Origin of the sequence: Streptomyces melanosporofaciens (genome assembly GCF_900105695.1) — a bacterium.
Classification (GTDB): Bacteria; Actinomycetota; Actinomycetes; order Streptomycetales; family Streptomycetaceae; genus Streptomyces; species Streptomyces antimycoticus.
In genome coordinates, this window is record NZ_FNST01000002.1 from 2,656,881 (window position 1) to 2,674,250 (window position 17,370).

Consider the following 17,370-nt stretch of genomic DNA (forward strand, 5'->3'; position numbering starts at 1 on the left):
GGTGCGGGCCCGTGGCGTCGAGCCGTGGCGGCGTCAGCCGGCCAGGGCGGCGCGCGCCAGGCGCGCGGTCTCGGACGGGGTCTTGCCGACCTTCACGCCCGCGGCCTCGAGGGCCTCCTTCTTCGCCTGAGCGGTGCCGGAGGAGCCGGAGACAATGGCACCCGCGTGGCCCATCGTCTTGCCCTCGGGCGCGGTGAAGCCCGCCACATAGCCGACGACCGGCTTGGTGACGTTGGCCTTGATGAAGTCCGCGGCCCGCTCCTCGGCGTCGCCGCCGATCTCGCCGATCATGACGATCAGGTCGGTGTCGGGGTCGGCCTCGAAGGCGGCGAGGGCGTCGATGTGGGTGGTGCCGATGATCGGGTCACCGCCGATGCCCACGCAGGACGAGAAGCCGATGTCCCGCAGCTCGTACATCATCTGGTAGGTCAGGGTGCCGGACTTCGACACCAGACCGATCCGGCCGGGCTTGGTGATGTCGGCCGGGATGATGCCCGCGTTCGACTGACCCGGCGTGATCAGACCCGGGCAGTTCGGGCCGATGATGCGGGTCTTGTTGCCCTTCTTGCCCGCGTAGGCCCAGAAGTTCGCCGAATCGTGGACGGCGATGCCCTCGGTGATCACGACGGCGAGCGGAATCTCGGCGTCGATCGCCTCGATGACCGCGCTCTTGGTGAACTTCTCCGGGACGAAGATGACCGTGACATCGGCGCCGGTGGCGTCGATGGCCTCCTTGACGGAGCCGAAGACCGGGATCTCGGAGCCGTCGAAGTCAACGGTGGTGCCGGCCTTGCGGGGGTTCACGCCACCGACGATGTTGGTGCCCGAGGCAAGCATCCGACGGGTGTGCTTCTGCCCCTCGGACCCGGTCATCCCCTGGACGATGACCTTGCTTTCCTTGGTGAGGAAGATAGCCATGGTTTCTGGTGACCTCGTCCCTTACTTCGCAGCCAGCTCGGCGGCACGCTCGGCCGCGCCGTCCATGGTGTCCACCTGCTGAACGAGCGGGTGGTTGGCGTCGGTGAGGATCTTGCGACCCAGCTCCGCGTTGTTGCCGTCGAGGCGCACGACCAGCGGCTTGGAGACGTCCTCGCCCTTGGACTTCAGCAGCTCCAGGGCCTGGACGATGCCGTTGGCGACGGCGTCACAGGCGGTGATGCCACCGAAGACGTTGACGAAGACCGACTTGACGTCCGGGTCGCCGAGGATGATCTCGAGACCGTTGGCCATCACCTCGGCGGAGGCGCCACCACCGATGTCGAGGAAGTTGGCGGGCTTCACATTGCCGTGGTTCTCACCGGCGTAGGCGACGACGTCGAGGGTCGACATGACCAGACCCGCGCCGTTGCCGATGATGCCGACCTCGCCGTCGAGCTTGACGTAGTTGAGGCCCTTGGCCTTCGCGGCCGCCTCGAGGGGGTTGGCCGCGGCCTTGTCCTCGAGCGCCTCGTGCTCCGGCTGGCGGAAGGCGGCGTTCTCGTCCAGCGAGACCTTGCCGTCCAGCGCGATGATCTTGCCGTCTTCGGTCTTGACCAGCGGGTTGACCTCGACGAGCAGCGCGTCTTCCTTGATGAAGACAACCCACAGCTTCTGCAGGACCTCGACGACCTGGTCCGCGATCTCGGCCGGGAACTTCGCGGCGGCGACGATCTCGGCGGCCTTCTCCTGGGTCACACCCTCGATGGCGTCCACCGGGATCTTGGCGAGCGCCTCGGGGTTCTGCTCCGCGACGACCTCGATCTCCACGCCGCCCTCGACGGAGGCCATGGCGAGGAAAGTGCGGTTGGTGCGGTCCAGCAGGAAGGAGACGTAGTACTCCTCCTTGATGTCCGCGGTCTGGGCCAGCATCACCTTGTGGACCGTGTGGCCCTTGATGTCCATGCCCAGGATCTGGCCGGCCTTCTCCACGGCGTCGGCCGGGTCGGAGGCCAGCTTGACGCCACCGGCCTTGCCGCGGCCGCCGACCTTCACCTGCGCCTTGACGACCGCGCGGCCGCCCAGGCGCTCAGCTGCCTCGCGCGCCGCCTCAGGCGTGTCGATGACTTCACCGGCCAGCACCGGTACACCGTGCTTGGCGAAGAGGTCCCTCGCCTGGTATTCGAACAGGTCCACGCGCGTCCGTCCCTTTTCCATGGATATCGCGGTCGTTATCTGCGCGGGCGTGCCGCGGGGGCAGCGTGAGGACGCGATCTGTAACGAGGGCGGCACACGTTCGCCGGGTACGCGGCATGTCCGTCTCGCAGGTTATCTCCGCAGGACGTGCGGCCCTAAATCGCAGATCACACTGGAGCGGTGATTACGGTCACAGATCGCGACCGTTTCCATCTATCTCCATACGACAACCGGGCAGCCCCCTCCCCAACGAGGGCTGCCCGGTCGATGACGCTCGCCTTACGGTTTTACTGATTTCCGGCCTTCATGGCGTGACCGCCGTACGCCCGCCGGGGCGATCAGACGGTCGGGAGCGTGCCCGGAACGGTCGGCAGCTGGGCCGGGACGGAGGGCAGGTCCACCGGAACCTGCGGGAGGTCGGCCGGGAGCTGCGGGAGCTCGGCCGGGAGCTGCGGCAGGTCAGCCGGAACGGTCGGCAGGTCGGCCGGGAGCTGCGGGAGCTCGGCCGGGAGCTGCGGCAGGTCAGCCGGAACGGTCGGCAGGTCGGCGGGCAGGACCGGGAGGGCCGGGATGTTGGCGGCGTCGGCCAGGTCGGTGGGCAGCGCGGGGAGCAGGCTCAGCGCACCGTCCGCGACGTTCCCCACGGTGGTCTGGGCGTCCGCGCCCGTGCCCAGGGCCAGGTCCTGGGCGAACGGCACGGTGGTGCCCGCCAGGTCCTGCGCGAACGGGATGGCGGTGGACGGCACGCTCACCACGACCGGCACCAGGCGGTCGGCGGTGTCCTGGGCGGCCGGAACCACGTTGGAGACGGTGCCCAGCGCGAAGCCCTGGGCGCTGCCGGTCACGACGCCGACGTACGGGGTGGTGCGGGCCACGGCGTCGCCGGCCAGTGCGCCGGTGTCACCCACGGTCCGCTGCGCGACCGGGACGACCTTGACCACGATGCGGTGCACGGCGGGCGGCAGCACGTCCGAGGCCACACCGTCGACGACCGGCTTGGTGGTGGTGCCGACGGCACCCTGGACCTTGCCGGTCAGCTCCTCCGGGCGGATGCCGGCGCCGGAGAGGCTGGCGAGCAGGTCATTGGCCGAACCCGGGGCGGCGGGCAGCTTCGGGGTGGCGGGGAGCTGGACGGGCAGCTTGCCCGTGACGCCCTCGACGTCCGTCAGCGAGCCGGTGGGCAGGGTGGAGGTGTCGGGCAGGGTCGGCAGCGAGCCGAGGCCGGGGAGGCTGGGCACCACGCCGGGGACCTCGCCGGTGGGCAGGTCGAGGTCGGTGGTCTTCTTGACGGTCTTCTCGAGGCCCTTGACGGCCTTGTGGGCCTTCTTGACGACCTTCTCCGGCTTGGCGGCGTCGCCGGTGAGGCCGTCGGTGGTGCCCTCGACGGTCTTGGTGACGTCCGAGACCCGCGGCAGGTTGGCGGCGCCGGGGACCCGGTCCCGCACGGGGGCGGTGACGCCGTCCACGGTGGAGGCGGCGCCGTCCACGGTCTTCTTCGCGGTGTCGGTGACCTTGGAGGTGTCGGCCACGCCACCGGTCACGCCGTCGACCGTCTTGGTGAGGCCGTCCACGGTGCTGGTGACACCGTCGGTGGCGGGAACGGCCGGGTTCTCGGCGGCGCTGGCGGCGGCGGAACCGAAGGCCCAGATACCGGTGGCGGCAGCGGCTACGAGGATGGAGCGGCGAACGTTGTTGCGCATGGTGGAGGAAGTCCTTCGAAGTCAAGAGGGGTGTCGGACGGGCAGACCTGACCCGCCCCCGCGCGGCAGGTCTCTACAGACGGGGGTGAGGTCTGCCCTAGCCGGGGAATTCGAGGACTTCGTTGAACCGCTCGCGCGTCGGCGCCGAGCTCTCCGCGCGGACCGTGCCGGGCTTCAGCCCGAACGACGCCGCGCCGGACGGCGGAAGAGCGGCCTGGGTGTTCCCACCACGGGAAGCGCCGCTGTCGCCGGTGCACTGGGAGGTGGCCCCGAGCGGGGACCGCGGAAGGGGCAGCGGCGCCGGGGCGCCACCGTCCGGACCGGTGCCGGAGGCTGCCACCCGGACGACGGGCCCGTGCCCGGCGTGGGAGGCGGCCGCGTCATGGTGCGTGGTGACGGCCGGGGTGTGGGCCACGGGCCCTATCGGCTTCGCGGCGGCGGGCGCCGCCTTGTGCACGGTCACCGGCTCGGCCTTGGCCGCGTGGTGCTCGGCGGCCGGGCCGTGATTCGCCCCGGAGCCAGGGGAGCCCAGGCCGATCGCCTCACCGAGGCCGACGCCGGGCAGCCGCACCGGCAGCTCGCCGTTCGTGGCGTCGCCGACCAGATCGTCGATCGGCTTGGTGATCTTCTGCGCTTCCCGCTCGACCGGCTCCTGGATGGGCCGCACGGTCTTCTGTACGACATCCTGTGCCGTGTGCGTGGTGCGCCCGACCACGGGCGGTGCGTGCCGCTCCACCTGCTGCCGCGCCCGCTCGACACCCGAGGGGTCGAGCAGCCCGGAGACGGCGGGACGGCCGGCCGACGTGCCGCCGGCAGCGCCCTGTCCGCTCCGCTCGGCGGCGTGAGCGCTGCCGCCGAAGAGGAACGCCAGGGCCAGGAAGCCGCCGAGGAAGAGCGCCGCCAGCAGCGCCCGCCGCGCGGCCACCGTGCGCGGCAGGCGCACGGTGACAGGCATGGCGGACACGACAGACACGAGCGGGGCCTTCCCTGAGTACGGGGCGTACCTACGAGGCGTACAACGGGCACGTAAGCGTGGCGATATGGCTTTGAGGCCGCACTGAGCAGGACGACATCGCTAACCGGATGGTTGGATTCACGTCCTGGGCGACGGGGTTGATCCTTGCACGACCCACAGGGGTCGGCGCAAGCCCCGGATCACGGATGGATCATCATGTCCGGTATGGGTAGTTGGCGTCGTTCGATGGCCGCCGCCATCACCTCCGGGAAGAGATCGGGGGTGCAGGCGAAGGCGGGCGCGCCCAGCGCGGCGAGCGCCGCCGCGTGCTCGCGGTCGTAACTCGGCGCCCCCTCGTCGGACAGCGCGAGCAGCGTCACGAACTGCACCCCGGACGCCTTCATCGCGGCGATGCGCCCCAGCATCTCCTCGCGTATGCCCCCCTCGTAGAGGTCGCTGATGAGGACGACGACGGTGTCGGCGGGCCGGGTGATCTTCGACTGGCAGTAGGCCAGCGCCCGGTTGATGTCGGTGCCGCCGCCGAGTTGGGTGCCGAAGAGGACGTCCACCGGATCGTCGAGCTCATCGGTCAGGTCGACCACGGAGGTGTCGAAGACGACCAGCCGGGTGGCGAGGGAACGCATCGAGGCGAGCACGGCGCCGAAGACCGAGGCGTAGACCACGGACGCGGCCATCGACCCCGACTGGTCCACGCACAGCACCACGTCCTTCTTCACCCCGCGCGCCGCCCGCCCGTATCCGATGAGCCGCTCGGGGACGACCGTACGGTGCTCGGGCAGGTAGTTCTTGAGGTTGGCCCGGATGGTGCGGTCCCAGTCGATGTCCCGGTGGCGGGGGCGGCTGATCCGGGTGGAGCGGTCGAGCGCTCCGGTGAGGGTGGCGCGGGTGCGGGTGGCCAGCCGCTTCTCCAGATCCTCGACCACCTTACGGACGACGGCCCGAGCGGTGTTCTTGGTCGTCTCCGGCATCGCCTTGTTGAGGGACAGCAGGGTGCCCACGAGGTGGACGTCCGCTTCCACGGCCTCCAGCATCTCCGGCTCCAGCAGCAGGGCGGCGAGCCCCAGCCGGTCGATGGCGTCGCGCTGCATGACCTGGACGACGGAGGTGGGGAAGTACGTACGGATGTCGCCGAGCCAGCGGGCCACTTGGGGGGCGGAGCCGCCGAGCCCGCCGGAGCGCGCACCGCTCGCCGCGCCCTGAGGGCCGCCACTGCGCCCGGCGACCGTGCCACCGCCGCCGTGGCCGTCACCGCCTCCGGAGCCGTAGAGGGCCTCGAGGGTGCGGTCCATGGCGGTGTCGGTCCCGTTGAGCGAGCAGCCGGTGCCGTCGGCGCCCTGGCCGCCGAGCACCAGCCGCCAGCGCCGCAGCCGTTCCTGATCGCCTTGGCCGCGACCGGGGTTGTGGTCGTGGTCGTGGTCGGCGTCGCCGTGAAGGCCGGCGTCGGCATGAAGGCCGGGATCGCCGTGAGGGTCGCCGTCGCCGTGAGGGTCGCCGTGTGTCATCGGGCTGCCTCCATGGTGTCGTTGCCGTGCGGGTCCGGGTCTAGGCCCAGCAGCAGGCGCACCGTCGGGACGACGGCCGCCGCGCGGTGCGGGTCCAGCCCGGGGCCGAAGCCGGGCGCGGCGGGGGCGCCTTGGCCGCCGGAGTGCCCCTCGGCCGCGGGGCCCCGGCGGACCAGCTCGCCCAGGGTGCGGCGCACGCCCGTGTCGTACGCGGAGAAGGTGCGCCGCAGCAGGGGCAGGACGTCGGTGAACGCCTCGGCCGGAACGGAGATCAGCCAGCGGTCGACCAGGCCGAGCAACCGCTCGTCGTGGACGAGCAGCATGCCGCCACCCGCGCCGCCACCGATGAACCCCTCGATCCAGGAGGCCGCTTCGGGCGGCTCGGTGCCGGGCGAGAGCGCGAGCCCCATCAGCCGGGCCGCCTCGTCCTCGGCGAGCCGGGCATCGTCCAGCAGCAGCCGCGCGGCGCGGCCCCGGATCAGCCCGGGAGTGGCGGGGGTGCCGTCCCGCCCGGCGAGGGAACGCAGCATGGCCGCCCAGCGCCCCCGCAGGCCACCGGCGGCGCCGGACCCGGCCGCGCGCGGCTGCGGCTGCGCCTCTGCCGCCGGCCAGGTCTCCGGTTCTGTCCCGGTCCCTGCCTCTGGTTGTATCCCGGTCTCCGGCTCCGACTCCGACTCCGACAGCAGTCCGATCGCCCGGTGCACGGCCTCCATATGACCGCGCATCTCGGCGGCGCCGTCGGCGTCGAGGCCGACGCAGGCGGGCGGCAGCCCGACCAGGATCCGCTCGGCCAGCCCCACCGCGACCTCGCCGAGCGCGGCGGTGTCGGTGCCCCGTACGTCCCCGTAACGCACCGAACGCACCAAAGCGGGCAGGGCCTGGGCGAGATGGCCGACGTCGGCGTCGAGCGCGGCCCGGTCGGCGAGCGAGCGCATCACGACGGGAAGGGCCCCGGAGAGCGCGCCGAGCAGACAGCGCTCGGCCAGCTCGGTCACCTCGGCGAGCCCCTTGGCGCTGCGGGCCTCGGTCTCCGCCTTGGCGGTGGCCGCCGACAGCACTGTGGTGCCCCACACCCCGGCTTCGGCGATCCGCACCGACAGCTCCGGCTCCCACCGCAGCCGCCAGGTCTCCCGGAAGGTGCCGGTGCTGCCGCGGGAGACGGCCGGGCTGCCCCAGTCGACCCCGAGCAGGCGCAGCCGGTGCAGCAGGCGGCTGCGCCCGGCGTCGGTCTCCTTGCGCAGGTCCAGCTCCAGCTCGCGCTCCAGCGCCTCGGGCTTGAGCCGCAGTGAGCGCTGGGTGCGCGTCAGGTCGCGCTGGAGCGGCGCCGCCGGAGCCGACTCGGGCACTTCGCCCAGGACATCGCCGACCACCAGCCGGTCCCACACCAGCGCCATCGGCACATCGGAGCCCTCGCACATCACCGCCCTTACTGCGTCGAGGGTCTCGGCGAGCCCGGCGAGCGGACGTCCGCGCATGGCGGCCAACGTTTCGGCGAGCCTTACGGCCTCGATGACATGGGCCGAGGACACCGCGAAGTCCTCGGCCCGCAGCAGCCCGGCGACCTTGGTGAGCCAGCGCTCAACGGGCCGGTCCGGGGCGTGGAAGAGGTGGTCGTACCAGCCAGGCGAGGTGATGCCCGCCCCGTATCCGCTGTGCCGGGCCAGCCGCCTGTGCGTCCACGGCACCCAGCTGATCTCGGCCTTGACCTTGGGCAGCCCCTTGAGGAGCTTCCGGTCGGCGGTCGCGGTGGTCCGCTCCCCCAGCGCCGGTACGTGCCAGGCCCCGCAGACGACGGCGACCTCGTCCCCGAACTCCCGCCGCGCCTCGCGCAGCCGCAGCCGCATATGGGCTTCGCGCACGGCGTCGTCCTCGTGCCCACCGTGCCCGTACTCGGCGCGCAGCGCCTCCATGGCCTCCGCCACGGCCGTGAACGCCCCCGCGCCGCCGGTGCCGCGGTGCTCGATGACGTCCTCCCACCAGCGCTCCGGATCGTCGTATCCGGCCGTCTCGGCGAGAACGGACAGCGGATCGACGCGCAGCCGCTCGGCGGAGCCGGCGCCCGGAGCGGCCTGGTCGCCCGGGTCCACCGGTTCGAGCGGGGCGGCCGGTTCGAGCGGCCCCGCCGGAGCGGGTGCGGCCGCCGGGGTCTGCTTCGCCGACATGGCCAGCGAGTTGGCCGCGGGGAGGTCGATGAACCGTACGGGGACCTCGTGGGCCAGCGCCCACTGGATGGCCGCCCACTCCGGGGAGAACCCGGCCAGCGGCCAGAATCCGGCGCGCCCCGGGTCGTCCGCGGCATGGGCGAGCAGTGCGACGGGCGGGCGCATGTCCTTCTCGGCGGCGAGCCGCACGATCGTGTCCGCCTCCGGCGGCCCCTCGATCAGCACCACACGCGGTGCGCACGCCTCCAGCGCCGCCCGCACCGCCCGCGCCGACCCGGGCCCGTGATGACGCACGCCCAGCAGCAGCGGGCCGGCGGCCCGCGCCCGCGGGGCGCCCGTCATGCGGTCACCTCTCGGCACGAGCGGTAGAAGTCCTTCCAGCCGTCGCGCTCGCGGACCACCGTCTCCAGGTACTCCTGCCAGATGACGCGGTCGGCCGCCGGGTCGCGGACGACCGCGCCCAGGATGCCCGCGGCCACATCGCCCGCCCTCAGCACGCCGTCGCCGAAGTGGGCGGCGAGGGCGAGGCCGCCCGTGACCACGGAGATGGCCTCGGCCGTGGACAGCGTGCCGGAGGGCGACTTGAGCTTCGTACGGCCGTCGCCGGTCACTCCCTCGCGCAGCTCGCGGAAGACCGTGACCACCCGGCGGATCTCCTCGACGCCCTCCGGGAGCTCCGGGAGCTCCAGCGAGCGGCCGATCTGGGCGACGCGGCGGGAGACGATGTCGACCTCGTCCTCCGGGGTCGCGGGCAGCGGCAGCACGACCGTGTTGAAACGGCGGCGCAGGGCGCTGGAGAGCTCGTTGACCCCGCGGTCGCGGTCGTTGGCGGTCGCGATCAGGTTGAACCCGCGGACCGCCTGGGCCTCCTCCCCCAGCTCCGGGATCGGCAGCGTCTTCTCGGACAGGATGGTGATCAGCGTGTCCTGCACATCGGCCGGGATGCGGGTCAGCTCCTCCACGCGCGCGGTCATGCCCTCCGCCATCGCGCGCATCACCGGGCTCGGCACGAGCGCGTCGCGGCTCGGGCCGTGGGCGAGGAGCTGGGCGTAGTTCCACCCGTACCGGATGGCCTCCTCGGGTGTCCCGGCGGTGCCCTGGACCAGCAGGGTCGAGTCACCGCTGACCGCGGCCGCCAGATGCTCCGAGACCCATGTCTTGGCGGTGCCGGGCACGCCCAGCAACAGCAGGGCGCGGTCGGTCGCGAGGGTGGTGACGGCGACCTCGACGATGCGGCGCGGGCCCACGTACTTGGGTGTGATCACGGTGCCGTCGGCCAGCGTGCCGCCGAGCAGATAGGTGGCGACCGCCCACGGCGAGAGCCGCCACCGCGCGGGGCGCGGACGGTCGTCGGCTGCGGCCAGTGCGCTCAGCTCGTCGGCGAAGGCGTCCTCCGCGTGTGGACGCAGCGCTTCCGCGGCTCCGGCGGCCTCGGTGGGCCCTGCCGCTCCGCTGCTGTCGGTGGATTCGGTTCCGGGCACAGTGACGGTCACAGCTCCCCCACGACTTGTTTCCTCGTTCCGTTTCCGGACGTGTGAACCACCCTGCACCACCCCACTGACAACCGGGCCCCGGTCAACTGACGCCCAGGTCAGGGCGATTGTCAGTGGGTGCCCGTACCGTCGCAGACATGAATCCGCAGGGGGAACGCTGGACGGCGGAGCAGGTGCTGGCCCTGGCTCCTGACGCCACGTCACGCACGGCGGGCGGCAAGCTCGCCGCGGCCGGCCAATGGTCGGGCGCGGGGGCGCACGGCCAGGCGGTGTGGGGGCTGTGTTCGGGCAGCGGCAGCAAGCCGTACCAAACGATCGTCGATCTGAACGGGCCCGGATATCGCTGCAGTTGCCCGAGCCGGAAATTCCCGTGCAAGCACGCGCTGGGCCTGCTGCTGCTGTGGGCGTCCGGCGAGGGGGGCGTGCCCGGGGGCGGGGAGCCACCGGAGTGGGCCGAGCAGTGGCTCGGCGACCGGCGGGAGCGGGCCGGGAAGCTCGCCGCCGCGGCCCGGGATGGGGGCCCGGGCCGCGGCGGCGAGACGGCGGACGGGCCGGGGAGAGGGGAGAAAGGGGAGAGCGGAGGCGCGGCCGATCCGGAGGCGGCCCGCCGCCGCGCCGAGCGGCGGGCCCAGCGCATCGCCGCGGGCGCCACGGAGTTGGAGCGGCGGCTCGCCGATCTGCTCCGCGACGGTCTGGCCTCCGCCGACCGTGCCGGGTACGGGGCGTGGGACGAGACGGCCGCCCGGATGGTCGACGCTCAGGCTCCGGGTCTCGAGACCCGGGTGCGGGAGCTGGCCGCGATTCCGTCGTCCGGTCCGGGGTGGCCCGCCCGGCTGCTGGAGGAGTGCGCGCTGGCCCACCTCCTCAACCAGGGCTTCCTCCACCTGGACCGCCTCCCGGAGAAGCTGGCCGCCACCACGCGCACCCGCGTGGGCCTCACCACGCCGGTGGCCGAGCTGCTGGCGACCGGGGAGCCGATCCGGGACCGCTGGCTGGTCCTGGGCCGCCAGGACGGCACGGACGGCAGGCTGACCACCCGCAGGATCTGGCTGCGGGGCGAGCGCACACACCGTATGGCGCTGCTGCTCTCCTTCAGCGCCCCCGGCCAGTCCCCGGAGCTCGCCCTGCCCACCGGCCTGGTCCTCGACGCCGACCTCACGTATTACCCGGCGGCCCGGCCCCTGCGTGCCGCGATCGGCACCCGGCACGAGGAGTTGCCGCATGCCCCGTCTTCCTCGGCGCCTTCTGCCCCCGAGGGGTGCGATGTCGACACCGCGCTCGCGGCCTATGGGGCGGCGCTCGGGGAGGATCCGTGGCTGGACGGCTGGCCGGTCGTGCTCGCCGATGTGGTGCCGGTCCCGGGGGACAGCGGATGGCAGTTGGCGGATGAGCGGAGCGGCTCGGCGCTGCCCGTCGATCCGCGCTGTGCGGGGCGCACCGATCTATGGCAGCTGATGGCCATATCCGGCGGTGGCCCGGTCACCGTCTTCGGCGAGTGCGGCCATCGCGGCTTCTCTCCCCTCACGGCCTGGGACCCCACCCCCGTCTCGCTTCTCGACACGGCAGCGCAGGGAGGCATCCGTTGACCACTACGACCACCACCGCGTCCTGGGACGACCTCGTCGCGGCCGCGCTGCTCGGCACCGAGCGGCGCACCCCGCCCGTCGCGCCGCGCCCCGGGCAGGACGTACCGTCCGCCCTGCTGGACGCGGCCGCGCTCAGCACCGTGCGGCGGCGGGCCGGGCTGCGGCCCGCGCCCGCCCGGCCGGGGCCCGGCCGGGCGCCCGGGGATCCGCGTCCGGCGCTGCCCACGGCCGCCCGCAGCAGGCTGGCGATGCTGCTCGCCGACCGTTCGGCGCCGGGGCGCGGCGGTCCGCGCTCCGCGCCCGACCTCGCCGAGCTGCTGCCGCAGTGGCTCGCCCTGGCCAATCACCACGGCTATCGCGTGCCCGACGCGCTGCTCCCGGCGCTTCTCGACGCGGCCCGTGCCCGCACCGATCTGCGGCCCGAGGCACTGACGCTCGGCGGTCCGCGCGCGCTGTGGCTGGCCCGGCTCAACCCGGAGTGGAAATTCGCGCTGCGGGGCACGGCGGGCCGGGCTTCCACAGCGCTCCCGGAGCCGTCCGGGGCGGCCACCGGCCCGGAGGATGAACAGCGGCTGTGGGAGGAGGGGTTGTTCGCCGAGCGGGTGTCACTGCTGGCGGCGGCGCGCCACCGCGACCCGGCGGCGGGGCTGGCCCTGCTCAGCGGCACCTGGTCGACCGAGCGGGCCGAGGACCGGCTGATGTTCCTGGACTCGCTGCGCGACGACCTCTCCCCGTCCGATGAGCCGTTCCTCGAACAGGCGCTGTCCGACCGCAGCCGGAACGTCCGGGCGACCGCCGCCGAGCTGCTCTCCGCACTCCCCGGCTCCGCGCTCGCCGCGCGCATGGCCGAGCGGTCGCGGGGCTGTGTGTCGCTGACCACCGACGAGGTGACCGACGGTGAGCTGACCGGCGGCGAGCTTGCCACCGGCGAGCCGACCACTGACAAGGTGACCGCCGCCGAATGGATAACCGTCCGGCCGCCGGACGAGTGCGACAGCGGAATGCAGCGCGACGGCATCGTGCCCAAGCCGCCCTCCGGCCGGGGGGAACGGTCGTGGTGGCTGGGCCAGTTGGTGGAGGCGACCCCGCTGGACCGCTGGAGCGCATGGTTCGGCGGACGCGGTGCCGCCGAGATCGTGGCGCTGCCCGTCGCGGACGGCTGGCAGGCGGATCTGCACGCGGCCTGGTGCCGGGCCGCGGTGCGGCAGCGCAGCGCGGAGTGGTCCCGCGCGCTGCTCGGCACCCCGGCGGTGGCGCCGGTCACCGCCGGGGAGGCGGCGCCCGCCGCCTGGCGGGACCCGGCGAAGCTGCTGTCCGCGCTGCCCGCCCGGGAGCGGGCGGAGTGGGTGGCCGAGTTCATCGCGTCCCACGGCCTGTCCGACGCCTTCCGGCTGCTCGGGGTGTGCACGGTGCCCTGGGCCGAGCCGCTGGGCCGGGCCGTCGTCGACGCACTGGACATCGCACGGGACGCCGGCAGCTACCCGTGGAGCTTCAGTGGGGTCATGGGCCTGGCCGAGCGCTGTCTGGACCCGACGCAAGCGGATCGGCTCGAGGTGCTGACGGCGATACCGGACGAGTCGGAGGGGGCGGCGCCGGGGGCCGGGGGCTATTGGGCGGAGGCGTTCCAGCGGCTGGTGGGCACGCTCCGGCTGAGAGCGGCCATGCAAGCCGAGCTCGAACCGGAGTGACCCGCGAAGCGGGCCCGGGGCCCGCGGGTGCCTTGGCCTCCGACGTGCCCGGGGCCCGCGGATGCCCTGGCCTCCCGCGTGCTCGGGGCCCGGGATGCCCTGACCGCCGGTCGTGCGCGGGGCCCTGCCGTGCCCGAGCCGGTCATGCTCCGTGGCCCAGGTGCTCGGAGGCTGGTCCAGGCATCAGGCTGCGGACTGCAGGCATCAGGCTGCGGGCTGGGAGCCAGACGTTCACCCCCACGCGGCCAGGTGGCACCGCGGCACAACGTGGCGCCGTACGGCCGACGCGCAACGGCCCGGCACCGCACGGCCCAGCGCCGCACAGCCCGGCACCGCACACTGCCCACCACCGGACGACCCAGCGCCGTACGCCCCACGCCCGCCCTGCCGCAAACCGGCAGGTCAGGCGGCTACCGGGCGGACGTTCTCGCGCACCCACTCCACGATGGCCGTCGTCGTCGCGCCCGGGGTGAAGATCTCCGCGACGCCCTGCTGCTTGAGCGGGGGAATGTCCGCCTCGGGGATGATCCCGCCGCCGAAGACCTTGATGTCCTCCGCCTCGCGCTCCCGCAGCAGCTCCAGCACCTTGGCGAACAGGGTCATATGGGCACCGGACAGGATGGAGAGCCCGATCGCGTCGGCGTCCTCCTGGATCGCGGTGTCGACGATCTGCTCGGGCGTCTGGTGGAGCCCGGTGTAGATGACCTCCATGCCCGCGTCGCGCAGCGCCCGCGCGATCACCTTCGCCCCGCGGTCATGGCCGTCCAGCCCCGGCTTGGCCACCACCACACGGATCGGACCGGTCACACCCATCGCAGCCTCCAAGCCCTCGAGCCCTTCGAGCCCTCGCCCGCATCGACGTGAACGAACGTTATCTCCAGCATCCCCTACCCGGCAGTTTCGCGGCGCGCCGCGAGGGGGAAATCACACGTGGGACACGTTCACTGAAGGCCGCACCCGTACCCGCATCCGCATCCGCGCACGCCGCGCATCCACCGCGCGGAGGCCGCATACGCTTCGGGCCGGCCACACCAGGGGAGCCGCAGCGGGGACCGTCGCACCGCGCAGCGCCGTCGAGAGCCGCATGGCGCCGCGGTGCGACGGGCGGTCCTGCGTCATGCGGTCACAGCACCCTTCCCCGTGCGGTGCCGGAGGACATCGGGCCACCGCATGGCCGAAGTCGCCATGACCCACGCCCTGACCGACGCCCTGACCAGGACTCATGACCGGGGCTCAGGACTGGGGCCATGACCGCGACCGAAACGACCGGCTGCCCATGAGGGCATACGGGGGGGAGCCTCCAGCCGCCTCCTGTGCGCCGCATTGCGGGAGGTCGGCCGCCATGGGCCTCGTACAGATCCGGCAGCTCCGGGCCATCGCCCTCGACCTGGCGCTGCTCGCCGGGCATCTGCTGCTCTACCCGACCGGGCTGCGCCAGGAGCGCCCGCCCGCTCCGCCGCCGCCCGGCGCGGCGGCGTGCCTGCCCACGGGCGGCCGGGCCCGCCGACCCGTCCTGCTTCTCCACGGCTTCATCGACAACCGGTCCGTCTTCGTACCGCTGCGCCGCTCGCTCGGCCGCCACGGACGGCTGCACATCGAGGCGCTCAACTACTCGCCGCTGCTGTGCGACCTGCGCACCGCCGCCGCGCTGCTCGGCCGCCACGTCGAGGAGGTCTGCGCCCGCACCGGCCATGGCCAGGTGGATGTCATCGGGCACAGCCTGGGCGGTCTGATCGCCCGTTACTACGTCCAGCGTCTGGGCGGGGACGCCCGCGTCCACACCCTGGTGACGCTCGGCACCCCGCACAGCGGCACCCGTATCGCGCCCTTGTTGTCCGCACATCCACTCGTGCGCCAGATGTGCCCGGACTCCGAGGTGATAACGGAGTTGCGGCAACCTGCCCCTGATTGCCGTACGCGTTTCATCGCTTTCTGGAGCGATGTGGATCAGTTGATGATCCCGGCGGAGACGGCCCGGATAGACCATCCGGATGTGATCTCGCAGAACATCCGCGTCAACGGAATCGGACATCTCGCCCTGGCGGTGCATTCCTCCGTGGCCATACGGATCCGCGAGGCCCTGGATGCCGCCGACGAGGCGCCGACGGACGCCTCCGGCACGGTCTCGGTGGCATGAGACGAGGGACCGCCGAACGGCGGCACAAAGCCCCTCGCGGTAGTTCAGCGGGCCCGAAATTGCCGAACGCCAATCGAACACCCGGCCAAGGAACTGCGTACAGTCAGCCGAAAGACGGCCAAATGCCCTTTGCCGTGCTGCTCAAAACTCACGGAAGATTGTCGCTGCCGCGTACCGCCGGGTACAGTCGCCGCTAATTCTCCTGCAGCCGAGGCGAAAGAGAAGTTGGTGGTGAACGACCGTCACCCGTCGGGGGCCCCTCCGACCGTCCCCGCTCCTGACGCCTCGTATCCGTACGACGAGGCCTACGGTCAGCGACAGGACACAGCGCACGGCTACGCCGGGTACGACGGCTATTCCACCGGCAGCTTCGCCCACCTGGCCACGGCCTACGGTGACGGCGACCCGCTCTTCGGCACGCTCCCGGGCGCGTACGACGACGCGCAGGGCGCCCACAGCGGTCAGTACGACGCCTCGCAGTGGGCCGCGGTCGACCAGCAGCAGACCGGGTCGTACGAGACGGGTCACTACAACACGGCCCACTACGACACCACTCAGTACGACTCGGGCTCCTACGACACCACCGCGATGTGGGCCGCCGCCGGCTATCACCTGCCGACCGGTATCCCCGCCCAGCAGGACGCCGAAACCGGCGCCCAGTGGGACATCGGCGCGTGGGACACGGGCGCCACCGGCCACACCGAGATGCCGGGCCAACAGTGGGACCAAGGCGCGGGGTACGAGGCCGAGGCGTACACCTCGGGCGTGGACACGGGCCAGACCCAGTTCTGGGACACCACCGCCTACGGGACCGTGGACGAGGGGCAGCATTACGACCACTCGGGGCTGACCCAGCCGGGGCTCGACCACGCGGGCTTCGACCAGCAGGGGCTGGACCACCACCCCGGGCTCGACCAAACAGGGTTCGACCAAACAGGGTTCGATCAGCACCAGCCCGAACACGAGGCGAACAGCTTCGAGCAGACGGCCGTGTTCGAGCCCAACTCCTTCGACCAGACCGGCGCATTCGAGCAGTCGAACGCCTACGAGGCCAACGCCTTCGAGCAGACCGGCGGCTTCGAGCACACCGCCGTCTTCGATCCGGTCCACGAGCCCGACCAGTCGTACGATCCGGCCCCCGAAGCGGAACCTGAACCCGAGGCGGCGGCCGTGCGGGAATCCGCCCCCTCCCCCCGCCGGGAGGCGAGCCGCGGCCGCCGCCGTACCCCCTCGCCCCGTCCCAAGCGCTCCGCGCTCCTCACCGTCGCCGTCCCCTCCGTCTGCGCCCTGGGCGTCACCGCCGTGGCCGCCGCCTCGGTCAGCGGCGTGGGAAGCGACAAGAAGGACGAGTCCACCACTCAGGCCGCCCCCGACACCGCGGCGGCCCCCGTGAAGCCCTCCGTGGCCAACAGCAAGCTGGACTCCCAGCTCGCCGGGGTCCGGGAGGGCGCCGACGACTTCCGCGACCGCGCCAGCCGCACCCAGGAGCGGATCGACCTCCAGGCGCGCCAGGCCGCCGAGAAGAAGCGCAAGGCCGCCGAGGCGGCGCGCAAGGAGGCGCTGCGCCCGAAGTTCGCGGTGCCCGTCGCCCAGCACGGTCTGAGCGCCATGTTCGGCCAGGCCGGTATCAACTGGATGTCCGTGCACACCGGCATCGACTTCCCGGTGAGCTACGGGACGCCCGTGATGGCCGCCACCGACGGCACCGTGACGACGCAGTGGAACGACGCCTACGGCAACATGGTCGTCCTGACCAGCCCGGACGGCACGGAGACCTGGTACTGCCACCTCAGCAGCGCCAAGATCCGCTCCGGCACCGTCAAGGCCGGGGAGACCATCGCGTACTCCGGGAACTCCGGGAACTCCACCGGCCCCCATCTGCACTTCGAGGTCCACCCCGGCGGTGGCTCGGCCATCGACCCGCTGCCCTGGCTGCGCGGAAAGGGTCTCGACCCGACCTGACCGGCTCCGGGACCGGCCCCGCCCCCGACCCGGATCCTGACCGCTGGAGCGC

At 72.8% G+C, this 17,370-nt stretch carries 12 protein-coding genes; 4 read left to right on the forward strand and 8 right to left on the reverse strand.

Annotated features, from left to right (window positions below; genetic code table 11):
* Positions 1–33: 33 nt before the first annotated feature.
* From sucD to BLV72_RS13945, 7 genes are all read right to left on the reverse strand, one after another.
* Complete coding sequence (gene sucD / locus BLV72_RS13915; protein WP_059143572.1) at positions 34–918, reverse strand: succinate--CoA ligase subunit alpha; 885 nt, start codon at positions 916–918, stop codon at positions 34–36.
* Positions 919–939: 21 nt separating this feature from the next.
* Positions 940–2,112, reverse strand: coding sequence for an ADP-forming succinate--CoA ligase subunit beta (gene sucC / locus BLV72_RS13920; RefSeq protein ID WP_093462578.1), 1,173 nt, complete (start codon positions 2,110–2,112; stop codon positions 940–942).
* A gap of 338 nt (positions 2,113–2,450) precedes the next feature.
* Positions 2,451–3,812, reverse strand: coding sequence for a hypothetical protein (locus tag BLV72_RS13925; RefSeq protein WP_093462579.1), 1,362 nt, complete (start codon positions 3,810–3,812; stop codon positions 2,451–2,453).
* Positions 3,813–3,909: 97 nt separating this feature from the next.
* Positions 3,910–4,767: a hypothetical protein gene (locus tag BLV72_RS13930; RefSeq protein WP_093462581.1), complete on the reverse strand. Its 858-nt coding sequence runs from the start codon at positions 4,765–4,767 to the stop codon at positions 3,910–3,912.
* A gap of 200 nt (positions 4,768–4,967) precedes the next feature.
* Positions 4,968–6,290: a VWA domain-containing protein gene (locus tag BLV72_RS13935; protein ID WP_244320757.1), complete on the reverse strand. Its 1,323-nt coding sequence runs from the start codon at positions 6,288–6,290 to the stop codon at positions 4,968–4,970.
* A complete protein-coding gene (locus tag BLV72_RS13940) occupies positions 6,287–8,794 on the reverse strand; it encodes a DUF5682 family protein (RefSeq protein WP_093462582.1) in 2,508 nt (835 codons plus the stop codon). Before BLV72_RS13940 ends, BLV72_RS13935 begins: the two co-directional genes overlap by 4 nt.
* Positions 8,791–9,945 (reverse strand): ATP-binding protein, encoded by a 1,155-nt coding sequence (locus BLV72_RS13945; RefSeq protein WP_208905627.1) that lies wholly within the window; start codon positions 9,943–9,945, stop codon positions 8,791–8,793. Before BLV72_RS13945 ends, BLV72_RS13940 begins: the two co-directional genes overlap by 4 nt.
* Positions 9,946–10,082: 137 nt before the next feature.
* Here BLV72_RS13945 and BLV72_RS13950 point away from each other — a divergent pair, with 137 nt between their 5' ends.
* Together BLV72_RS13950 and BLV72_RS13955 are read left to right on the forward strand one after the other, a co-directional pair.
* The gene (locus BLV72_RS13950) at positions 10,083–11,531 is read left to right on the forward strand and encodes an SWIM zinc finger family protein (RefSeq protein ID WP_167746353.1); all 1,449 of its coding nucleotides are present in this window, start codon (positions 10,083–10,085) and stop codon (positions 11,529–11,531) included.
* Positions 11,528–13,219 carry a DUF5691 domain-containing protein gene (locus BLV72_RS13955; RefSeq protein WP_093462585.1) on the forward strand — a complete coding sequence of 564 codons (1,692 nt, stop codon included), beginning with the start codon at positions 11,528–11,530 and terminating at the stop codon, positions 13,217–13,219. Before BLV72_RS13950 ends, BLV72_RS13955 begins: the two co-directional genes overlap by 4 nt.
* A 402-nt stretch (positions 13,220–13,621) precedes the next feature.
* Here BLV72_RS13955 and icmB read toward each other — a convergent pair whose 3' ends face one another.
* Positions 13,622–14,032: a coenzyme B12-dependent isobutyryl CoA mutase small subunit gene (gene icmB / locus BLV72_RS13960; RefSeq protein ID WP_093462587.1), complete on the reverse strand. Its 411-nt coding sequence runs from the start codon at positions 14,030–14,032 to the stop codon at positions 13,622–13,624.
* A 529-nt stretch (positions 14,033–14,561) separates the two neighbouring features.
* On the opposite strand from icmB, the gene BLV72_RS13965 reads away from it, so the two are divergent.
* Together BLV72_RS13965 and BLV72_RS13970 are read left to right on the forward strand one after the other, a co-directional pair.
* Positions 14,562–15,356 carry a lipase family alpha/beta hydrolase gene (locus BLV72_RS13965; protein WP_093462589.1) on the forward strand — a complete coding sequence of 265 codons (795 nt, stop codon included), beginning with the start codon at positions 14,562–14,564 and terminating at the stop codon, positions 15,354–15,356.
* 231 nt (positions 15,357–15,587) lie between these two features.
* On the forward strand, positions 15,588–17,318 hold the full coding sequence (locus BLV72_RS13970) for a M23 family metallopeptidase (protein WP_093462590.1): 1,731 nt from the start codon (positions 15,588–15,590) through the stop codon (positions 17,316–17,318).
* Positions 17,319–17,370 lie beyond the last annotated feature (52 nt).